The sequence below is a fragment of the Nocardia sp. CDC160 genome (assembly GCF_035818795.1).
Lineage (GTDB): Bacteria > Actinomycetota > Actinomycetes > Mycobacteriales > Mycobacteriaceae > Nocardia.
In genome coordinates this window covers 568146-587235 of the sequence record NZ_JAYKYT010000003.1, presented here as the reverse complement: position 1 = coordinate 587235, position 19090 = coordinate 568146, and the positions used below count along the sequence as shown (strand labels likewise).

Sequence of the window (19090 nt, the reverse complement as noted above, 5' to 3'; positions counted from 1 at the left end):
GGTTCCGACATACGGGAGTAAGCTGCCCGAATTGCTTCATGGCGAGGTCTTTTCGAGTAGCACCGCACGCACGGACAGCCGAATTCCGACAAGGGCCCCAAACATGACCAACAGCTCTATTCCGTCACCGGCTGCTGCCCAGACGAAGGTGGCAGCACCGGTCCGGGTAGCCCCGGCCGAAAGAACCACGGCCGCAGCGACCCTGACGCACCGCCAGATCATGACCATCCTGTCCGGTCTGTTGCTGGGCGTCTTCCTGGCCGCGCTGGACCAGAACATTGTGAGCGTGGCGATCGTCCGCATCGCCAATAGCCTGCACGGCTTCGACAAACAGGCCTGGGCCACCACCGCCTATCTCATCACCGCCACCATCAGCACCCCGCTGTACGGCAAGCTGGCCGACATCTACGGCCGAAAACCCTGCTATCTCATTGCCATCGGGGTCTTCGTGCTCGGTTCGGTGGCCTGCACCTTCGCGACGTCGATGTACCAGCTCGCGGGATTCCGCGCGGTGCAGGGCGCGGGTGCGGGCGGGCTCATGTCGCTGGCGTTCACGATCATCGGCGATATCGTCCCGCCTCGGGAAAGGGTCCGATACCAGGGCTATTTCATGATGTGCTTCGGCATCGCCACGGTGCTGGGTCCGGTGCTGGGCGGCTTCTTCTCCAATGCCGATCACATTCTGGGGCTGTCGGGCTGGCGCTGGGTGTTTCTGGTGAACGTGCCCATCGGGGTGCTGGCGCTGCTGGTCGTCGGCAAGGTGCTCGATGTGCCGTTTGCGCGACACCGGCACCGCACCGACTGGTTGGGCGCGATAACCCTTGCGGCGGGCACGGTTCCGCTGCTCATTGTCGCCCAGCAGGGCCGCGAGTGGGGTTGGCAGTCCCACCGCGCTCTGCTCTGCTACGGCATTGCCGCGGCCGGGCTGGTGGCCTTCCTGATCGTCGAGTTCCTCATGAAGGACGCCGCGCTGATTCCCTTGCGGCTGTTCCGGAATCTCACCTTCAGCATCGCCATTCTCGGCGGCTTCATCGTCGGTGTGGCCATGTTCGGCGCGATCGTGCTGGTGCCGCTGTACTTCCAGGTGGTGCGCGGGTATTCGCCCACCCGCTCCGGGCTTTTCATGCTGCCGCTGGTGGTGGGCATCATGATCGGCGCGCAATTGTCCGGGCTCATCACCAAATTCACCGGCCGCTACAAGGCGCTGCCGGTGCTGGGCTCGGTGGTGATCGGCCTCGGTTCGGTGCTGTTCGGGCTGGTGCACTACGACAGCCCGCTGTGGCAGCCGCTGTTGTACTGCGGCGTCATCGGATTCGGGCTCGGCGGGTGCATGCAGACGCTGGTCATCGCCGCGCAGAACGCCGGGCCGCGCGCGGACATGGGTGTGTCCACGGCCTCGGCCACCTTCTTCCGTCAGATGGGTGGCACGCTGGGCGTCGCGATCTTCCTGACGATCCTGTTCAATCTATTGCCGCGCAAGATCCTCGACGCGTTCGGCGGGCAGCTGCCGCCCGGTTTCGACGAGGCGCAACTGGGTCGAATCCAGAGCAATACCAGCGGCATCGCGGCCCTGCCCGAGCAGGTGCGCACGCCGATCCTGACCGGCTTCACCCACGCCATGAGCGGCGTCTTCTTCGTGGCCGCCGCCGTCGCGATCGCGGCGGCTCTGGTGCTGCTGTTCATGAAAGAGATTCCGCTGCAGGATGGTCCGGCTTCCGCGCCGGTCGTCGAGGAGACCCCCGAACCCGAGCCCGAACCCGAGCCGGAATTCCATTTTGTCGAACCGACGGGCCTGTCGGTGTCCGGCTGCGTTCACCGCGAGGACGGCCAGTCCGTACCCGACGCCGTCCTGACCCTCATCGACCAGCACGGGCGCCAGGTGTCGCGGGCCATCGGCGAACCCGACGGCGGCTACCTCATCGGCGTCCCGCGCGCGGGCGTGTACGTCCTCATCGTCTCGGCCTTCGGCTACCAGCCCGCCGCGGTGACCATCACCGTCGGCGGCCGCCCCCAGCAACTCGACGTGTCCCTGCTCGGCTCCGGTGAGGTGTCGGGCACGGTGCGGGCGGTGGGACGCGGTGCGCCCCTGGGCAATGCGACGGTCACCCTCACCGACGCCTACGGGGACGTGGTGGGCTCGACCGTCACGACGGCCGACGGCGATTTCGTCTGCCGCGGCGTGCTCGCGGGCACCTACACCCTGGTCGCCGTGGCCGAACACATGCGCCCGACGGCGGTGTCGCTGACCGTCCCCGACAGCGGAATGCTGCGCCACGACATCGAATTGGCTCCGCGCGCGGTGCTGGCCGGTTCGGCCTGCAACGAGCGCGGCGACACCGTGCCCGACGCGCAGATCACCGTGCTCGACGAGGCCGGTGATCTGGTGGCCGTCACCCGCACCGACGACCGCGGCCGCTATGTCGTCCCGGATCTGACCGAGGGCCGCTACACCGTCATGGCCCGCGGCTATCCGGCGGTGTTCAGCCGGGTGACGGTCGCCGACGGCGAGGTGGCGCACGATGTGCTGCTCGGCTACGAGCGGGTGGAGTCCCTGGAGCGGGTGGAGTCGTAGTGGAACGGGGGTGGACTGAGAATGTTCCAGTTCGCCGGGCGGGGTGGCCGCGCAGCTGTTAGGTTCTCGCTCTGAAAACAGTCCAGCATTCGGTATTGGACTGATCCAGGGAAGAACAGTTATGAAAACCTCGCGCGCACTGCTGACCGCCGCCGCCTTGGCCGCCGTCCTCCCCGCCGCGGCCGCCCAGGCCGAGCCGGTGTCCTCGGACGCCGGTCCGGCGGCCATCAACGAGTATGTGGCCCTGGGTGATTCGTGGGCCGCCGACGCCACCGTCACCCAGCTCACCACCGTGTTCGCCCCGGCGATCTGCGTGCAGAGCGCCCACAACTACGCCAAGCAGGTCGCCGCGGCGCTGAACGTGGCGGTCTTCCGCGACGCCACCTGCGGCGGCGCGGTCACCGCGAACATGACCCAGCCGCAGAGCGGCAACGCGCCCCAGTTCGACCGACTGACCGAGAACACCGACCTGGTCACCCTCGAAATCGGCGGCAACGACGCGGATCTCGCGGCCACCGTCACCGACTGCATCACCCTCGACCCCGCCGTCAGCCCCTGCCTGAACAAGCTGGTCGTGAACGGGGTCGATCAGATGTCGCAGAAGATCGCCAATGCCGAACCGCGGGTGGCGGCCACCATCGCGGGCATTCGCGAACGCTCGCCGCACGCGCGCATTCTGCTGCTGGACTACTTCGAGGGCATCGGCCTGGACGGCGGCTGCTGGCCGGAGATCCCCATCTCCGACGCGGACGCGATCTGGTTGGGGCAGAAGCTGATCGAGCTGCACGACATGCTCGCGCGGGTGGCGGCCAGCACCGGCGTCGACTTCGTCGACACCTACGACGGCAGCGCGGGCCACGACGCCTGCCAGCCCGTCGGCACCCGCTGGGTCGAGGGCCTGCTGCCGTTCTCCGGCAACCCGGTGGGTCCGGCCGTGCCGTTCCACCCCAATCAGCTCGGCGCGGACTACCAGGCCCGCAAGGTTCTCGAAACGCTGGGGATGTGAGCGCTACCGGGTCCGCGGAGTGATCCGCACCCGGTTGTCGTGGAACACCGCGCCGCCGCCGAAGTCCGAATCCCGTTCGGCGACAGTGGCGTTCACCGTCGATCCACCGGTGTGCTTGGCCCAGCGGCCCTTCGGGGTCGCGGCCACGCCCGGCCGGACCATGTCGGAAACCTCGGCGATCGCCTCGAACGACCCGCGATCGTTGGCCACCGTCACCGGATCCCCGTCGGCAATGCCCCGCGCGGCCGCGTCGTCCGGATGGATGGTCACCCGCGGTTCGCCCGCGCGCCTGCGCAATTCGGGGTTCGAGCCGAAGGTGGTGTTGAGGAAGTAGTGCGAGGCGGCCGAGATGAGCACCAGGCCGTCGCCCGGGTCGGCGGGCGGGGTGTACCCGGCCAGCGGATCGTGACCGGCCGCGGCGGCGCGGTCGGAGACGAAGCGCAGCTTGTCGCGGGGCACCGGGCCGGGCTCGACCTTCAGGAAGCCCTCGGCGCGCAGCCGGTCGATGTCGTACTGCTTCAGCAGCTGATTCGCCAGCTCCTCGTCGGAGTCGTACAGCGCCGGTTCGGTCAATCCCATCCGTCGCGCCAGGCGGCGGAAGGTCTCGGTGGTGGGCAGGCATTCGCCGGGCGGGGCCACGGCCGGTTCGTTCCAGACCAGGTAGAGATTGCCGTACGCGGCAATGACATCCAGGTGCTCGGGCTGCATGGTGGCCGGAAGGACGATATCGGCGTAGTCGGCGGTATCGGTCGGAAAGTGTTCCAGGACAATGGTGAACAGGTCTTCTCGCGAGAGCCCCTCGATCACCCGGCGCTGATCCGGGTTGGAACCGACCGGATTGGCGGCGATCACGAACAACGCCTGCACCGGCGGATCATCGGTTTCCAGCAGCGCCTCGCCCAGCCGCGTCATGGACAGGGTGCGCACCGGGTGCGGCAGCAGGTCGAAGCGCGCCACCGCGGGCACGTCGAGCCGGAAGTGGCCGCTGGTCGAATAGTGCAGCCCGCCACCGGGAATCGCCCAGTCGCCGGTCACCCCGGGCAGGCAGGCCAGGGTGCGCAGCGCCATGCCGCCGCCCGCGTGCCGTTGGATGCCCTGCGAGACGCGAATGGCGGTCGGTCGGGTACCGGCGATGCGTTCGCCCAGTGCCACAATGCGTTCCACCGGCAGGCCCGTGATCTCGGCGGTGCGCTCGGGCGTGTACTCCTCGACACGCGAACGGAATTCGGGCCACCCCTCGGTATGTGCGGCCAAGAACTCGCTGTCGTGCGCGCCCAGTGACACGATGACATGCATGAGTCCCAGCGCCAGCGCCGCATCGGTGCCCGGCAGCGGAGCCAGGTGTTCGTCACAGCGTTCGGCGGTCCGGGTGCGCACCGGATCGATGGCCACCGTGTACGCGCCGCTGTCCTGGATGAACTTCCACACGTGATGACCCGAGCTGAGCGGATTGGTGCCCCACAACAGGATCAGCTTCGACTGCGCGAGATCCTCCGGATCCATGCCGCCCGCGGTGCCCAGGGTGTACTTCAGCCCGGTGCTGCCCGCGATCGAGCAGATGGTCGGATCGTGCAGGGACGCGCCGAGGGCATTGAAGAACCGCCGCCCGGAAAAGCCTTCCAGGCCTTGCAGGTAGCCGAGGCTGCCGGTGCCGTGGAACGGCCAGATCGCCTCGCCGCCGAATTCGTCGATGATTCCGGTGAGCCGGGTGGCGATCTCGTCGAGGGCCTCGCCCCAGGTGATCCGCTCGAAGCGGCCCTCGCCCTTGGGGCCGACGCGGCGCAGCGGATGGGTGATGCGCTCGGGGGAGTGGACCTGCTCGAGGTACCGGTTCACCTTCACGCACAGTGCGCCGCGGGTGACCGGATGCTCCTTGTTGCCGCGCAGACCGACCGCCTTGCCGTCCTCGACGTCGACCACCCACGAGCAGCCGTCCGGGCAATCGAGCGGGCATGCTCCCAAGACCTTCACGAACTCGATCGTAGGCAAGCGACCTGTCGGGCGCGAAAGCCGAGGTTGCGAGTGGTTTCGGTACGCGACACGCCAATCTCTCCGTGTGACGACACGCGGGTGGGCTGGGGTAGTCTCGGCGCGCGGCCAATCAGCCGCAACAGTATTGCGGGGGCGGAAGTGCGCGGTGGAAACGGAGATTCATGATCACCTCCCCCGGCCGAGGAATCGTCGGTGTCGTCACGGGTTGCGTGGCGCTGCTGACCGGCTGCGGGCATGCGAACCCGGCCGATCCCATCCATGCCAAGCAGTCCGGTTCGATGGCGGGCGATACCCAGGAGATGCAGCGCAGCGCCTTCGTCACCGGCTGCGCGGGGACCTCCGCGGGCTGGCAGGCGACCGCGGTGGTGAGCAATCGCGATGTCGTCGAGCACACCTACCTCGTGGTCATCAGTTTCATGACGCCGGAGTCCGCGGACAACGAGCGGGATCTCGAGCGCACGCGCACCGAGGTGCTGGTGGCGCCCGGCGCGACCCAGGACTTCACCACCGAGACGCGGCTGGATCCGGTGACCCGCCCGCAGACCGTCCGGTGTGTGCTGCGCGGGGTCGAACAGCTCTGAGCGATGCTCGCGCATCTGGTCTGTGCGATGCTCGCGCATCTGGTCTGAGCGATGCTCGCGAATCGGGCGGGCGAGAGGTCGGGTGCCCGCGAAACTTGCGTGGGGACAGGGGCGCACGCATAGGATTCCTGCGCCGGTCGTGTTCGCCGGGCCGCACCTCACGGAATAGCCAAACGTTCACTGACCTGCGGGGCAGTGGTATCGCGGATTCTCCGGATGTGGATTTGTCGGTGCCATGGTGCATGCTCTTGGCACGCAGATGTCCGTCCGTCCGCCCGGAGTGCCCTCATGTCGACCCGTACCAAGCCACAGCCCTTGTCGGATACCGAGATTCGGCAGATCGCCGCGGCCATCGACGCGGGTCGGCCGCCGATGGTGTGGTTCACCGCGGCGGCGGTTGGCGTACCGGAAGGTCGGTCTGGAAAGGTGATGTCCCTCGGTGATCCGTCCGAGGGGGATTTCCTGCAGGTGAAGCCCACGGGCTCGAAGGACGTGCTGTCCTTCGGTCCCACCGAGGTGACCCTGAACAAACCGGCCCGCCAGAACCCGAGCAAAACGGCCAGTGCGTCATCGGCCGCGAAACCGACTGGAACTAACCCGAAACCGGCAACCAGGAAGGAATCCACCGTGACGATGTCGTCGCCCGTGACGTCCCCGACAGCGCCGAGCGTGCCGAGCGCCCTGAACACCCCGCACACCCAGCCCGCTCCGGAGGCGAAAATCGAAGCGCCGCAGCAGCCCGCCGTGGATTCGGCGGCCGAGGCCAAGCCGAGCAAGCCCGCCTCGCGTCCGGCCCGCAATGCCGCCGGTGCCGCGGCGAAGAAGCCGAAGGCGGCCGAGGTGACGGTCACCCTGAGCGGCACCGCCGAGGGCGAGTGGACCCTCGATGTGGTGAACGGCAAGAAGCGCACCATCAAGGGCCTGCCGGTCGCGAGTTCCGCTGTCGCCCAGGCCGCCAAGATCCTGCACCCCGAATTCGCCGAGGTCGTCGACTCCATTCACGAGGCGGTCCGGCTGGCCCAGCAGGCCAAGGTGGAACAGCTGCAGGCCGAGCTCGAATCGGCCCGTCGGCTACTCGAAGATCTCTCCTGAGCGGCAGCCCCGGCCCGAGCACACCCGGCCCGAGAATGCTTAGCGCCCAACCCTTTTCCTAGGGTTGGGCCGCTCGGAGCCGTGGGGCGGCGTCCTCGGACCGCCGTAGGTCGGCGCTCTCGGACCTCGGACGGTCGCCGCCCTAGGGCCGCCCCGCGTCGTCCCCTCAGACCGCCGATTCCCGTTCCCAGGTGTGCGGTGCCGCTTCCGGGCGGCTGCGGCGCAGATCGTCGTGGAAGATGTAGCCGAGGGAGTACTCCTTGGCGTGATACATGGCCGAATCCGCCTCGCGCAGTAACTCGTACACCGTGGTCTCGGTCTCGCGCGGCCGGGTGCAGGCGATGCCGATGCTGGCGGCGATGCGCACCTCGGCCGCGCTCAGCTCGAAGGGCTCACCGAGGCTGGCCAGTAGTCGCTCGGCCAGTTGGCGGGCCTGCTGCTGGGCGAGCGGGGCCAGCACCACGAATTCGTCTCCGCCGTAGCGGGCGGCCGCGTCGTCGCGGCGAATGACGCGGCGAATGCGGGCCGCGGCATTGGCGATCAATTCGTCGCCGACGGCGTGCCCGTAATTGTCGTTGACCCGCTTGAAGCCGTCGAGATCGATGAACAGCAACGCCAAAGGCTGTCCGGCCCAACGATCCCGATTACGATGCAGCGCCCGCAGCAGGGCGGCGCGATTCAGGAGGCCGGTCAGCATGTCGTGGTCCGCCTGATATTGCGCGCGCCGTTCGCTGCGGGCGCTGCGTTCGATGGCGCGTTCGCTGCGTAGCAGCACGCCGCCGAGTAGCAGCGCGAACAGCGAGGACACCACGACCCGGTCCAGGGTATCGAGGGTGGAGCCCACCACCGGCACCAGCGAGGCCATGATCATGACAATGGCGATGATGCTGGCCCGCTGACGGGAGCGGTGCGGGTGGATATCGCGCGGCCCGCCCAGCACCACCATGCTCGGATGCAGCGCGGCCGCGCCGATCAGCGTGAAGCCCAGTTGCAGTGGCAGCAGCTGGATCTGGCGGCCGAGCACGGCCGAGCCGACGGTCTCCAGGTGATATCCCAGGTCCCCGCCCAGAATGACCAGCATGGCCAGGTGCACCAGCCGCAGTGAGGTCTCCGAGCGGGCCGAGGTGATGACCGAATGCACGATCACCGTGAGCAGCAGGGCGTCCACCACCGGATCGGCCACGCTGGTGATGGTGCCGAAGTGGACGCCGTGCGCCATGCGCAGCACCGGCGAGATGAGGAAGGTCCACGACAGCAGCAGCGCGCCCAGGCCGATGAGCCCGGAGTCCAGCAGCAGGTCGTGGTCGGTGCTGTTCTGGCGCGGGCGCAGCCACAGCACGGCGGCGACGCCGACACAGCAGTATCCGAACAGGGTGAACAGATCGTCGAACGGGTGTCGCTGTGATTCGGAGACGTGGCGCAGGGCGGTGCCGATGGCGAATTGCACGGCGGCGGCCGAGAGTAGGTACCAGGGCAGCGGATGGCGCGGCCGGTACTTGCGGACGCCGGTGCCGATCATGGTGAGGCTGATGGCCACCGAGGCGAACAGGGTGCCGAGTGTCACCGCACGGGAATCGCTCAGCAGGGGGAGACCGAGAATGAGCACGCCACCGGTGAAGAGCACGGTGCGCCAGCAGATTCTGTGGCGCAATGGAATCTGCCCAGAAGCAGACCGTTCGGCCGGTTGTGCGTCTGTTCCCACCAGCCCCCCTTGTCCGAGCAGTACTCGAAAAGACACCGCCGATCATCAACCGTGTGTGTTGCGGTACGAGCATAGGTCCCCGCGGAGCGGTGGCAGAGTGCCCGGTCGAGAAAGGCGCTGCCACTATTTGGGCAACCGAACCGATCATGACATGAAAACGCCCGCTCCGGAGCGGAGTTCGGCGAACCCGTAGGACCGCTTTCCGCGAGACTCGCTATGCTCCCTGCGAATCGAACCGGACGGCCTGCACGACTCTGTGGACAGGAGCCGACATGGCATCGAGAGCGGGACGCTGGTGGGCTCCCGGGCGGGTCAATCTCATTGGCGAGCACACCGATTACAACGAGGGTTTCGTGCTGCCGCTGGCCCTGCCGCTGGGCGTGACCTGCATCGCGGCCGCGCGCCCGGCCGGTGCGGTGCGAGTGCGCTCGCGCCAGGCCCCGCGCGGCGAACGCGACGAGATCGCCACCACGACCGCCGTACTCGCCACCGGCGGCTGGTCCGAGCTGCCCGCCTGGACGCACTATCCCCTCGGGGTGATTCGCGAATTCGAGCGCCGCGGGCACGAGATTCCGGGCGTGGACCTCGATCTGGACGCCACGGTCCCGATCGGCGCGGGCCTGTCCTCCTCGGCCGCGCTCTCGTGCGCGGTGGCCATCGCCCTGCGGGACCTGTTCGCGCCCACCGTGTCCGACACCGAGATCATCGATATCGCGCGCACCGCCGAGAATGTCTACGCAGGCGTGCCGACCGGTCTGCTCGACCAGTCCGCCGCCATTCTCTGCACGGCCGGACACCTGCTGTTCCTCGATACCCGTACCGGTCGCACCGAACAGATCCCCTTCGATCTCGACGCCTTCGGCCTGTCCCTGCTGGTCCTCGACACCGGCAGCCCGCACCAACTCGTCGACGGCGCGTACGCCACCCGCCGCGCCGAATGCGCCGCCGCCGCAGCACAACTGGGCGTCGGATCCCTGCGCGACATCGCCTTCGCCACCGAGGCCGACCGCCTCACCGACCCGATACTTCGGCGACGCGCCCACCACGTGATCACCGAAAACACCCGTGTCCTGCGAATTGCCGAACAATTGCGCACGGGTGCGGACCCCCGCAAGATCGCCCCCGACCTCACCGCGAGCCACGAATCCCTGCGCGACGATTTCGAGGTCTCCGCACCGCCTTTGGACCTCGCCGTCACCGCGTCGCTCGCCTCCGGCGCCTACGGCGCCCGCATGACCGGCGGTGGCTTCGGCGGCAGCGTCATCGCCCTGGTCGACCGCGACCGCGCATCGCAGGTTTCACAGGCGGTGCGAGAAGCGTTCGCGACCAAGGGCTTCGACCCGCCCCGCGCTTTCACCGCCACCCCGTCCGCCGGTGCGCACCGCCTCGACTGAGCGAAATCACCTGTCCCGCACCGCCGCATCGACCAGCGCGACGGCCGCCCGCGTGCACAGTTCGCGCGCGTCCTCGGGTTCGAGTCCGCGCACATCGGTGAGCACGATGAACGCCTCCCAGCCGATCACCAGCGCGACCTGTGACACCAGATCCTCGAAGGCGCTGGCGGACAGCCGATCCCGCAGCGGCTCCAGGGCCCATTCGATCCAGCCGATGCGCCGGAATCCCCGTCGCGGTTGACCCTGCTCCGGCGGTGGCGCGTCCACGGTCAGCTTCACCAATCGCCGTCCCATGGGTAGGGATTCGCGGATGTTGTCGGTCAGCGCGGTCACCAGAATGGCCAGGCGCTCGCGCGGATCGTCGGTCTCGGCCCGTTCGATCGCCGCGTCGGCATCCGCGCTCACCAGTCCGACGGTGGCGTCCAGGAGCAGTTGATCGAGCGTGGGGAAGTGCAGGTACACCGTCCGCCGCGCGACGTCGGCGGCCTCGGCGATCTCATTGATCGAGGGGTTCACGCCCTGGGCGATCAAACCCATGGCGGCATCCACGATGGCCTTGCGGGTGCGTCGACGCTGGGCGACCCGGCCCGGTCCGCTGGTCGGCGGGTTTTCGTTCACGCGCGGCGGCCCTTCCTCGATTCCTACCTTGACAGTGCCTGCGGTGCCCTTCACTATATCGGTATGCACTAAATGCACAGCAGTGCATTTAATCGAACGGGGGACCGAAACAATGAGCTGCGACACCCACGCCATGGTCGTGGTGCACCGCGTCTTCACCCGCGAATTCCGCCTGCTGGGTGAGATCGCCGCGGCCACACCGCCATCCGACGCCGACCAGATCCGCCGCGTGGTCCGCCACGGCCGCGAGATGCTCACCGCCCTGCACCACCATCACCACTCCGAGGACGAATTGGTCTGGCCCCGCCTGCGTTCCGCGGGTCTCGAGGCGGCCTTGATCGATTCGATGGAGTCCCAGCACGCCGCCATCTCCGCCGCCATGGACGCCCTCGACGCCGCCCTCACCGCGTGGGAATCCGACCCCACCGCCGCCGACCAGGTCACCCTCACGGCCGCCCGCCTGCACCCGATCCTGGCCGAACATCTCGCCGACGAGGAGAACACGGTCCTGCCCCTGGTAGCCGAAACCCTCACCGAATCCCAATGGGCCGAACTGGGCGAACGCGGCATGGCCTCCCTCCCCAAACGCCGTGCCCTCGTCTTCCTCGGCCACATCCTCGAAGACGCCGACGACCTCGAACGCCAGAACTTCCTCCGGGAGATCCCCGCGCCGGTCCGCGCCCTCTACCGCTTCCTGGGCGCGCCCGCCCACGCCCGCGAAACCCGCCTGCTCCGTCGCGATCTCGATCCGTCGCTCACGGAAAGGGCGACATCATGACCTATCTCGTCGTAGACCAGCGCGTCGAGGACGTAAACCGTTGGCGCGCCGCCTTCTCCGGAGGCACCGAACGCCGCCGCGCGGCGGGCGGCGAACTCCACATGGTCCTCACCGACCCCACCGACCCGCACCGCATTCTCGTCATCGTCGAATTCGACACCCCCGAACACGCCATTGCCTGGCGCACCCGTCCCGGCGTCGAACGCGAAATCACCTCCGGCGGAGTAATTCTCGACTCGGTGACGGTCCGAGTCCTAGACCGCCTGCCGATGCCCACCGGAGCCATCCCACCGCAATAACGGGGGGTGGGATGGCTCCGGTCGGCTACCCGCCTACTTCACCGTCGAGATGGACGGCTGGTTGATGGTGGTGAAGTACTGGACGGCGGCGGCGATGGCCACGGGGGCCGTCACGAACAGCTGTCCGGCAATGGTTCCCAGGAAGCCGACGGCGGCCGCGCCGATGAGGCAGCCGGTGCCCGCGGCGCCGAGGAGCGGGATGAACATGGCGGCCAGGACACCCGCGGAGCCGAGGGTGACCAGGCCACCGGCGCTCACGGCGCCGAGCAGGCAGCCGAGGGCCGCGCCGCCGAGGCCGCCCGCGAGGGTGCCGATGGTGGCGCCCATGGAGATGGTGCTGGTCATGCGGCTCCAGGCGGCCTGCTCACGGTCGTAGTCCGACTTCCAGGGTGCGCTGTTCTCGAAGGGGAGGGCGACCGGCTGGTATACGGCGTGCGCGGCATCGACCTGCGGGGTGAGGACGGCGACGCGGTCGTGGATGTCGGCGGCGATGGGGAAGACGAAATCGTCCACCCGCAGCGACAATTCGGTGCCCGCGACGGTGGTGCCGTCGGCGGCCTTGATCTTCAGCACACCGTTGTCGACCACCAGCGACCCGGCATCCGTGCGGATGGTCAGGTCCCGCTCGCCGGTGGTGGCGGTGTAGTTCACGACTCCGGCGTCGGTGGACGCGGGCACGGCGTGCGCGGTTCCGGCGGTAATCCCCAGGGCGGTCGTCACGAGGGCGGCGGACACGGCGAACTTGTTGAGCTTCATCAGAGATCTTTCGTCGGTGCGGGTCAGGGTCCGCACGAATGGACACGGCCGCATATATGTGCGTGAGCCGCGCGAGGATGTGACCGGCCAGCGGCACGGCCCGGAGGCCGTGTCGCTCAGCGGTTTTCGAATCAGGGGTGGATCAGGATCGGATCAGGCGGCGCGCAGGCGGGCTCCCACACCCACCAGCACGTCGATCATCAGGAATGCCAGCAGCGGAATGCCGATCATGGGCGCGAACCAGCCGATCACCACACCGGCCGCTGCCAACGGCACGAGCAGGATCTGCGGGGTCTGCGCCAGCGCCCGGCGCGGGGCCTTACCGACCGAGAGCGTGGACTCCTTGGTCGGGCGGCGACGCCACCACATGAGATAGCCGCGCACGATCACCGTGCCGAGCCCGACCATGACCGCGAGCAGCAGCAGTTGATTGGCCAGGCCGAACATCAGACCCATATGAAACTGGATGCCCCAGTTGGTGAGTTTTGCCATGAGCGGCCAGTCGGCGTACGGCAGCTTGTCGGTGACATTGCCGGTCGCGCCGTCCACCGCGATGGCATCGCGAGTGTACTGACCCGGTCGGCGCAGTTCCTGCGCGACGAAGGCCATGCCGTCCTTGGACGGAATGCTGATCTCCAGCGGCCCGGTCAGACCATTGGCCCGGGCGACGCCGTACACGGTGTCGACCAGTCCGGCCTTGTCGGCCGAGGGCATGGCCATGGCAGCTCCGCCACCGTGATGGTCGTGCTCGCCACCCGCCGACATGGCCGGACCGCCGGTGCCCGGCAGCTTGGCGCTGACCGCGGGCGTGGTCCAGCTCATGGCCTGCCGCAGCTGGGTCACGTTCTCGCCCGCGTACTTCGACCAGGTCATGCCGGTCGCCGAGAGCAAGAGCAGCACCGGCAGGATCCAGACACCCACCACCGCATGCCAATTCAGCGTGCGCGCCCGCGGCCGCGAGCGATCCGGTCGCACCAGCCAGGCGGCCGAACGCTTGTCGCGTCGCGCGCGCACCCGCCGGTACCAGAGCACCAGCCCGGCCAGCGCCACCAGCCACAGCCAGGAGGCCGCGATCTCGCTGTAGTAGCGGCCGAACGCGCCCAGGTGCAGATCCTTGTGCAGCTTGTCGATCCAGGTGCGCATGGGCAGCGCACCCGAGCTGCCGTAGACGACGCTGTCGCCCACCGGCTGCGCGGTGACCGGATCGACGAACACCGCCCGCCGCTCGGACTCGCCCAGCGACGGATCGCTGAAGATCACCCGTGTGGTGTCGCCGGTGTGCTGGCCCGGGGCCACCGCCACCAGTGCCAGCTTCGGTTCCACGGTCTGCGCCGCGGCGATCTGCTCCTTCAGCGGCTTGGCCGGTCCGGTCGAATCGGTGTGCAGCAGACCGCTGGAGGTGATGTTCTCCAGCGTCGGCGAGATCGCGTACAGCGCACCGGTGACGGCCGCGATCAGGATGAACGGTGCCACGAAGACACCGGCGTAGAAGTGCAGCCGCAGCATGAGCGCCTGAAAGGCATTGCCCAGGCCGCGTTTCGGAGCCTTGTCGGTGGGCGACGGCGGTTCCGTCTCCCGGGCAGCGGAGGGCGGCGGTGTCGAATCGACACCGCTGTCAGTGATTGTCACCAAAGGGTCTTTCGTGTTCGAGCGAACACCCGGGCACGGCAAGGGCACAGGGGATGGATGCGCACAGCGAATTCACACGGACGCGAAGGTCCGTGTGCCCGGGTGAAAGAAAAGGAATTCAGACTCGAACGAGCGCGGGTGGACCGCGCAGTTGACCGACGTCGGCCGCGAAGACCCGCAGCACGATTCGATCCCGATGCTCGATGGGCAGCAACGGCGGCCCGCTGAGCACGGGAAGTGCGATGGGCACCGGCAGTGCCCAGGACAGCACGGTGGTGCCGATCCGATACGCGGCCTCCGCGCCGAGAATGACCACGGCCGCCGCACAGGCCGCCACGGTGTGCGCGGCCAGCATGGCCGGACTCCACATGGAGGCGTGATGGTGCATGTGCATGCTGTGCCCCGGCGAGCCCCACATCATGCTGAAATGGCCCAGCATCTGGCCGCCGAACAAGGCGAGCACCAGGCCGAGCGTGGTCGTGCGCAGCGCACGCACCCCACTCACCGCCGCACCGACCGCGGCCGAGGCGGCGACCAGCAGCGTCAACGGCCCGGACTCCAGGGGCGCGGCCCCCGACACGAAGCCGTGCGCCGCGACCGCGAGCGCCCCCGAAACGGAACCGGCCGCCCCACCGCGCAAAACCGCAGCATCACTGCGGGAATGCGCTGTAGAGCGGCCGAATCCGATATTCACGCGCTGATAATAACCACGGGTAACATCGCCGCGAATTCGTACCCCGCCGTTAACCGGCGGAGCGCGAACGGTTTTGCCTAGTCCTCCGTGACTTCCATCTCGATCAGCGGCTTGCGCAGCAGCTTTCCGGTGGCATTGCGCGGCAGCTCATCGAGGAAGATCACCTCGCGCGGCACCTTGTAGCGCGCGAGATTCTCCTTCACATAGTCCTTGATTTCCTGCACGTCGCGCTTGGAATCCGGGCCCGGAACCACAATGGCGCGCAGCCGCTTTCCGAAATCGCGGTCGTCCACGCCGACCACGGCCGCCTCGAGAATGTCGGGACGGTTGGACAGCAGGTTCTCGACCTCCTGCGGGAAGACGTTCTCGCCGCCGGAGACGATCATGTCGTCGTCGCGGCCGTCGATGAACAGCAGTCCGTCGGCGTCGAAGTGACCGACGTCTCCGGAGGACATGAGCCCGTCGACATATTCCTTGGTGCGCCCGTCGGTGTACTGCTTGAACGAGTGCCCGTTCTCGATGAAGATCGTGCCGGTCACATTCGGCGCGGTGATCCTCTGCCGGTTCTCGTCGTAGAGCGAGATGCGAATGCCGACCGGCGGTTTGCCCGCGGTGGTCGGGGCCTTGCGCAGTTCGGCCGGGGTGGCCACGGTCATGACCGCGCACTCGGTGGAGCCGTACACGTTGTAGAGACTGTCGCCGAAGTAGTCGAGGGTGCGGGTGACCACGTCCGGCGGGATGGCCGAACCGGCGGCGAAGATGACCTTCAGGGTCTCGGCCGGGTTGTACTTGGCGAGGGTCTCCTCGGGCAGATCCAGGATGCGCTGCAGCATGGTCGGCACCACGGTCAGGCCCTGCGCCCGGTACTTCTGGATGTTCGCGAGGGTGCCCTCGGGATCGAAGCGCCGCTGCTGGAACACCACCCGGTTGCCCAGTGCCAGCGACAGCGTGAACTGCGACAGGCCGGTGGCGTGGAAGATCGGGGCGGCCATCACCACGGTGCTGTTGCGCGGCAATGGGATTCGATCCAGGAACTGCGCGGTAATGAACGGCGAGACCTTGTCGCGCGGCGCGCCCTTCGGGGTGCCGGTGGTGCCGGAGGTCAGGATGACCATGCCGCCCGGCTTCTCCGGCGGGGTCAGCGGCGCGGTGGACTGGCCCGTCGAGACCGACTCGATGGTCGGGATGGCCGGGTCGGCATTGTCCTTCTCGTCCACCCAGGTCAGGATGCGCGGAATCTCCGCCGGGATGGCCGACATCAGGTCGAAGAACTCGCTGTCGTGCAGCACCGCCTTGACCTTCTCGCGCTGCGCCACATCGGTGAACTGCGGCTTGGCGAAACCGGTGTTCATCAGCACCGCGCGCACACCCAGCTTGCCCGCGGCGACCAGGCTCAGCACCATGCCCCGGTGATCGCGGCAGAGCACGCCGACCACATCGCCCGGGCCCAGCCCCTGCGCCGCCAGCCCGCGCGCGAAGGCGTTCGACATCTGATCGAGCTGCTCGAAGGTCAGCTGACCGCCCTCGTCGACAATGGCCGCACCCTTGGGATTGGTATTGGCGCCGTGCACGACCGCGCCCGCGAAGGGCCCGAATTTCAGCATGCTGATCGCCGACTTGGCCGCGATATCGGGCCGCAACGGATTGAACAGTCCCCCTCGGACCATGGCGTTGACGCTCAGCGCGGCATCACCCGCCTTGCGTAGAACCGAGCCAGCCGATGGAAGGGCAAGTGACATGGGTACAACCTTCCGCGATCCCGGGCCGGACGAGTCGGCCCGACGGACCGCAACATCGAGATCCAGTGCGGTGCTAACCCTAGCAAGCACCGCCCGCCACGGTGTGGCCGAGGTCTCCGTTACCAGCAGTAACGAATAAACCCCGCAGCTCGTGGCGGGGACGACACGATTGCCGCCGTGTCGCGGAGGCTTCGCGCCCGCTCGACTAGATCGAGCGGGCGCAGAGTGAAAGGGAGCGGCGGTGGTGGGTGGAACTACTGGGCGGGGGGCTCGTACTCCACGAGGACGCGGCGGAGGAGTTTGCCGGTGGCGTTGCGGGGGAGGTCGTCGAGGAAGAAGACGTCGCGGGGGACCTTGAAGCGGGCCAGGTTGGCCTTCACGTAGGACTTGATGTCGTCCGGGGTGATCTCGGCTCCCGGCTCGGGGACGATGAAGGCGCGCAGGCGTTTGCCGAATTCGACGTCGTCCACGCCGACCACGGCGGCGTCGAAGACGTCCTTGCGTTCCAGCAGCAGGTTCTCGACTTCCTGCGGGTAGACGTTCTCGCCGCCGGAGACGATCATGTCGTCGTCGCGGCCGTCGACGAACAGCAGTCCGCGGTCGTCGAAGTGGCCGACGTCGCCGCTGGACATGTAGCCGTCGATGATCTCCTTGTGCCGCCCGTCGGTGTAGCCCTTGAGCGGGGAGCCGGAGCGAATGAAGATGCGGCCCTTCACGTTCTTGGCGCGAATGCGTCGACCGTCGTCGTCGAAGAGCGCGACCTCGCAGGTGGTCGGGGCCCGCCCGGCGGTGCCGGGGGCAATGGCCAGGTCCTCGGGCCGGGCCACGGTGGCGACCGCGCATTCGGTGGACCCGTACAGGTTGTAGAGGACCGGGCCGAACACCTCGGCGGTGCGCACCGACAGCTCCGGGGACAGCGCCGATCCGGCGATGACAATGCCTTTCAGGCTGGAGGTGTCGTACTTGTCGCGAATCGTCTTGTCCAGCTCCACCATTCGATGCAGCATGGTCGGCACCGCCACCAGCATCTCGGCGCGGTGCTCGGCGATCAGTCGCAGTGTGCCCTCGGGGTCGAAGCGGCGCGTGGTCACCACCTTGTTGCCGAAAGCCGTTCCGGCGAGCCAGGTTCCGAATCCGGTGGAGTGGAAGATCGGCGAGACGATGACCATGGTCCCGCCCTGCGGGAAGTCGATGCGATCCACCATCTGGACCGTGGCCAGCGGCCCCGTGCGTTCGCGCGGCGCGCCCTTGGGTAGGCCGGTGGTGCCGCTGGTGAGGATGATGAATCCGCCGGGCTTCTTGGGCGCGGGCAGCGGGGTCTTGGCATTGGCGGCGATCAGGGCATCCAGAGTCGTTGCGCCCGCGGGAATCTCGGTGCCCTCGTCGACCCAGGTGAGCACGCGCGTCAGTTCCGGCGGCAGCGCGTCGAGCAGTCCGATGAACTCGCTGTCGTGCAGCACCGCCTTCACGTTCTCGCGCTCACAGACCTGCGCGAACTGCGGTTTGGCGAAACCGGTGTTCATGAGCGCCAATCGGGCCCCGAGCTTGCCGAGCGCCACCATGGTGAGCAGCAGCCCGCGGTGATCGCGGGACAGCACGCCGACCACGGTTCCCGGCTTCACGCCCAGCCGCTGCAATCCGCGTGCCACCGCGTTGGACTGCTCGTCCAGCTCTCGATAGGTGAGCTCCCCGCGTTCGTCGGCCACCGCGGGCCGGTCCGGCCACATGCGCGCCGCCCGTCGCACCGCGGTCGCCGGTGGCCCGAAAACCCTGCCCTCCAACGCCGTTCGCACCGTGTCGACCGGCCTGCGGGGATCGGTCAGACCCAGCTCCCGCAGCCGCCGCAGTCCGCGCACCGCCTCCGCGGTGTGCGCCACGCGCTGCTGCGCCTTCTCCACTACCGAGGCCACGCCGACCACCTCCGAGTACCCGAGCCACCCACCGCCCGGACTCGACGGCGGGTAGCGCCACCGTAACAGCGGTGTGTGAGCCGGGTTACAGAATTTCGGTCAGATACGACATTGCTCCCGATTCGAGAGATTCCCAGGCCCTGTTAACCTCGGCGTCGCTCGTATGTCATCCGGCTCGTCCAGGCTGCGAGTTTCCAACCCCCGAAGTGATGAGGAACGTCCCCATGGAACTGCTTGCCGTGCTCGCCAACATTGTCGCCGCCATGAGCAGCGGAAGTGCCGCTCTCGCCGCGTAAGTAGGCAGACACTCGCGACAGCCCGCCGAGGG

Annotated in this window: 15 protein-coding genes; 7 read left to right on the top strand and 8 right to left on the bottom strand. The window is 68.1% G+C overall.

The window, feature by feature from the left end; genetic code table 11:
* The first annotated feature begins 103 nt into the window (after positions 1 to 103).
* The gene (locus VMT40_RS17410) at positions 104 to 2572 is read left to right on the top strand and encodes an MFS transporter (protein ID WP_326359297.1); all 2469 of its coding nucleotides are present in this window, start codon (positions 104 to 106) and stop codon (positions 2570 to 2572) included.
* A 121-nt stretch (positions 2573 to 2693) separates the two neighbouring features.
* Positions 2694 to 3578 carry an SGNH/GDSL hydrolase family protein gene (locus VMT40_RS17405; protein WP_326359295.1) on the top strand — a complete coding sequence of 295 codons (885 nt, stop codon included), beginning with the start codon at positions 2694 to 2696 and terminating at the stop codon, positions 3576 to 3578.
* A 3-nt stretch (positions 3579 to 3581) separates the two neighbouring features.
* On the opposite strand, the gene VMT40_RS17400 is transcribed toward VMT40_RS17405, so the two are convergent.
* Positions 3582 to 5549 carry a molybdopterin-containing oxidoreductase family protein gene (locus VMT40_RS17400; protein ID WP_326359293.1) on the bottom strand — a complete coding sequence of 656 codons (1968 nt, stop codon included), beginning with the start codon at positions 5547 to 5549 and terminating at the stop codon, positions 3582 to 3584.
* A gap of 182 nt (positions 5550 to 5731) precedes the next feature.
* Between VMT40_RS17400 and VMT40_RS17395 the strand changes: the two genes are divergently transcribed.
* The gene (locus tag VMT40_RS17395; protein WP_326359291.1) at positions 5732 to 6151 is read left to right on the top strand and encodes a hypothetical protein; all 420 of its coding nucleotides are present in this window, start codon (positions 5732 to 5734) and stop codon (positions 6149 to 6151) included.
* Positions 6152 to 6439: 288 nt separating this feature from the next.
* Positions 6440 to 7243 carry a DUF6319 family protein gene (locus tag VMT40_RS17390; RefSeq protein ID WP_326359289.1) on the top strand — a complete coding sequence of 268 codons (804 nt, stop codon included), beginning with the start codon at positions 6440 to 6442 and terminating at the stop codon, positions 7241 to 7243.
* 166 nt (positions 7244 to 7409) lie between these two features.
* Here the strand turns inward: VMT40_RS17390 and VMT40_RS17385 are convergent, their stop codons facing one another.
* Positions 7410 to 8894, bottom strand: a complete 1485-nt coding sequence (locus tag VMT40_RS17385; RefSeq protein WP_326359287.1) for a GGDEF domain-containing protein — start codon at positions 8892 to 8894, stop codon at positions 7410 to 7412.
* A gap of 323 nt (positions 8895 to 9217) precedes the next feature.
* On the opposite strand from VMT40_RS17385, the gene galK reads away from it, so the two are divergent.
* Complete coding sequence (galK, locus tag VMT40_RS17380) at positions 9218 to 10339, top strand: galactokinase (RefSeq protein ID WP_326359285.1); 1122 nt, start codon at positions 9218 to 9220, stop codon at positions 10337 to 10339.
* A gap of 6 nt (positions 10340 to 10345) precedes the next feature.
* On the opposite strand, the gene VMT40_RS17375 is transcribed toward galK, so the two are convergent.
* The gene (locus VMT40_RS17375; RefSeq protein ID WP_326359283.1) at positions 10346 to 10957 is read right to left on the bottom strand and encodes a TetR/AcrR family transcriptional regulator; all 612 of its coding nucleotides are present in this window, start codon (positions 10955 to 10957) and stop codon (positions 10346 to 10348) included.
* A gap of 112 nt (positions 10958 to 11069) precedes the next feature.
* On the opposite strand from VMT40_RS17375, the gene VMT40_RS17370 reads away from it, so the two are divergent.
* A complete protein-coding gene (locus VMT40_RS17370) occupies positions 11070 to 11735 on the top strand; it encodes a hemerythrin domain-containing protein (protein WP_326359281.1) in 666 nt (221 codons plus the stop codon).
* Positions 11732 to 12034: a hypothetical protein gene (locus VMT40_RS17365; RefSeq protein WP_326359280.1), complete on the top strand. Its 303-nt coding sequence runs from the start codon at positions 11732 to 11734 to the stop codon at positions 12032 to 12034. Before VMT40_RS17370 ends, VMT40_RS17365 begins: the two co-directional genes overlap by 4 nt.
* 33 nt (positions 12035 to 12067) lie before the next feature.
* Here VMT40_RS17365 and VMT40_RS17360 read toward each other — a convergent pair whose 3' ends face one another.
* From VMT40_RS17360 to VMT40_RS17340, 5 genes are all read right to left on the bottom strand, one after another.
* Positions 12068 to 12790, bottom strand: coding sequence for a hypothetical protein (locus tag VMT40_RS17360; RefSeq protein WP_326359279.1), 723 nt, complete (start codon positions 12788 to 12790; stop codon positions 12068 to 12070).
* A gap of 153 nt (positions 12791 to 12943) precedes the next feature.
* The gene (locus VMT40_RS17355; RefSeq protein WP_442789996.1) at positions 12944 to 14419 is read right to left on the bottom strand and encodes a PepSY-associated TM helix domain-containing protein; all 1476 of its coding nucleotides are present in this window, start codon (positions 14417 to 14419) and stop codon (positions 12944 to 12946) included.
* A gap of 118 nt (positions 14420 to 14537) precedes the next feature.
* On the bottom strand, positions 14538 to 15113 hold the full coding sequence (locus VMT40_RS17350) for a hypothetical protein (RefSeq protein ID WP_326359278.1): 576 nt from the start codon (positions 15111 to 15113) through the stop codon (positions 14538 to 14540).
* Between the two features lie 77 nt (positions 15114 to 15190).
* Positions 15191 to 16852: an acyl-CoA synthetase gene (locus VMT40_RS17345; protein ID WP_326359277.1), complete on the bottom strand. Its 1662-nt coding sequence runs from the start codon at positions 16850 to 16852 to the stop codon at positions 15191 to 15193.
* A gap of 254 nt (positions 16853 to 17106) precedes the next feature.
* Complete coding sequence (locus VMT40_RS17340; RefSeq protein WP_326359276.1) at positions 17107 to 18762, bottom strand: acyl-CoA synthetase; 1656 nt, start codon at positions 18760 to 18762, stop codon at positions 17107 to 17109.
* Positions 18763 to 19090: the final 328 nt, after the last annotated feature.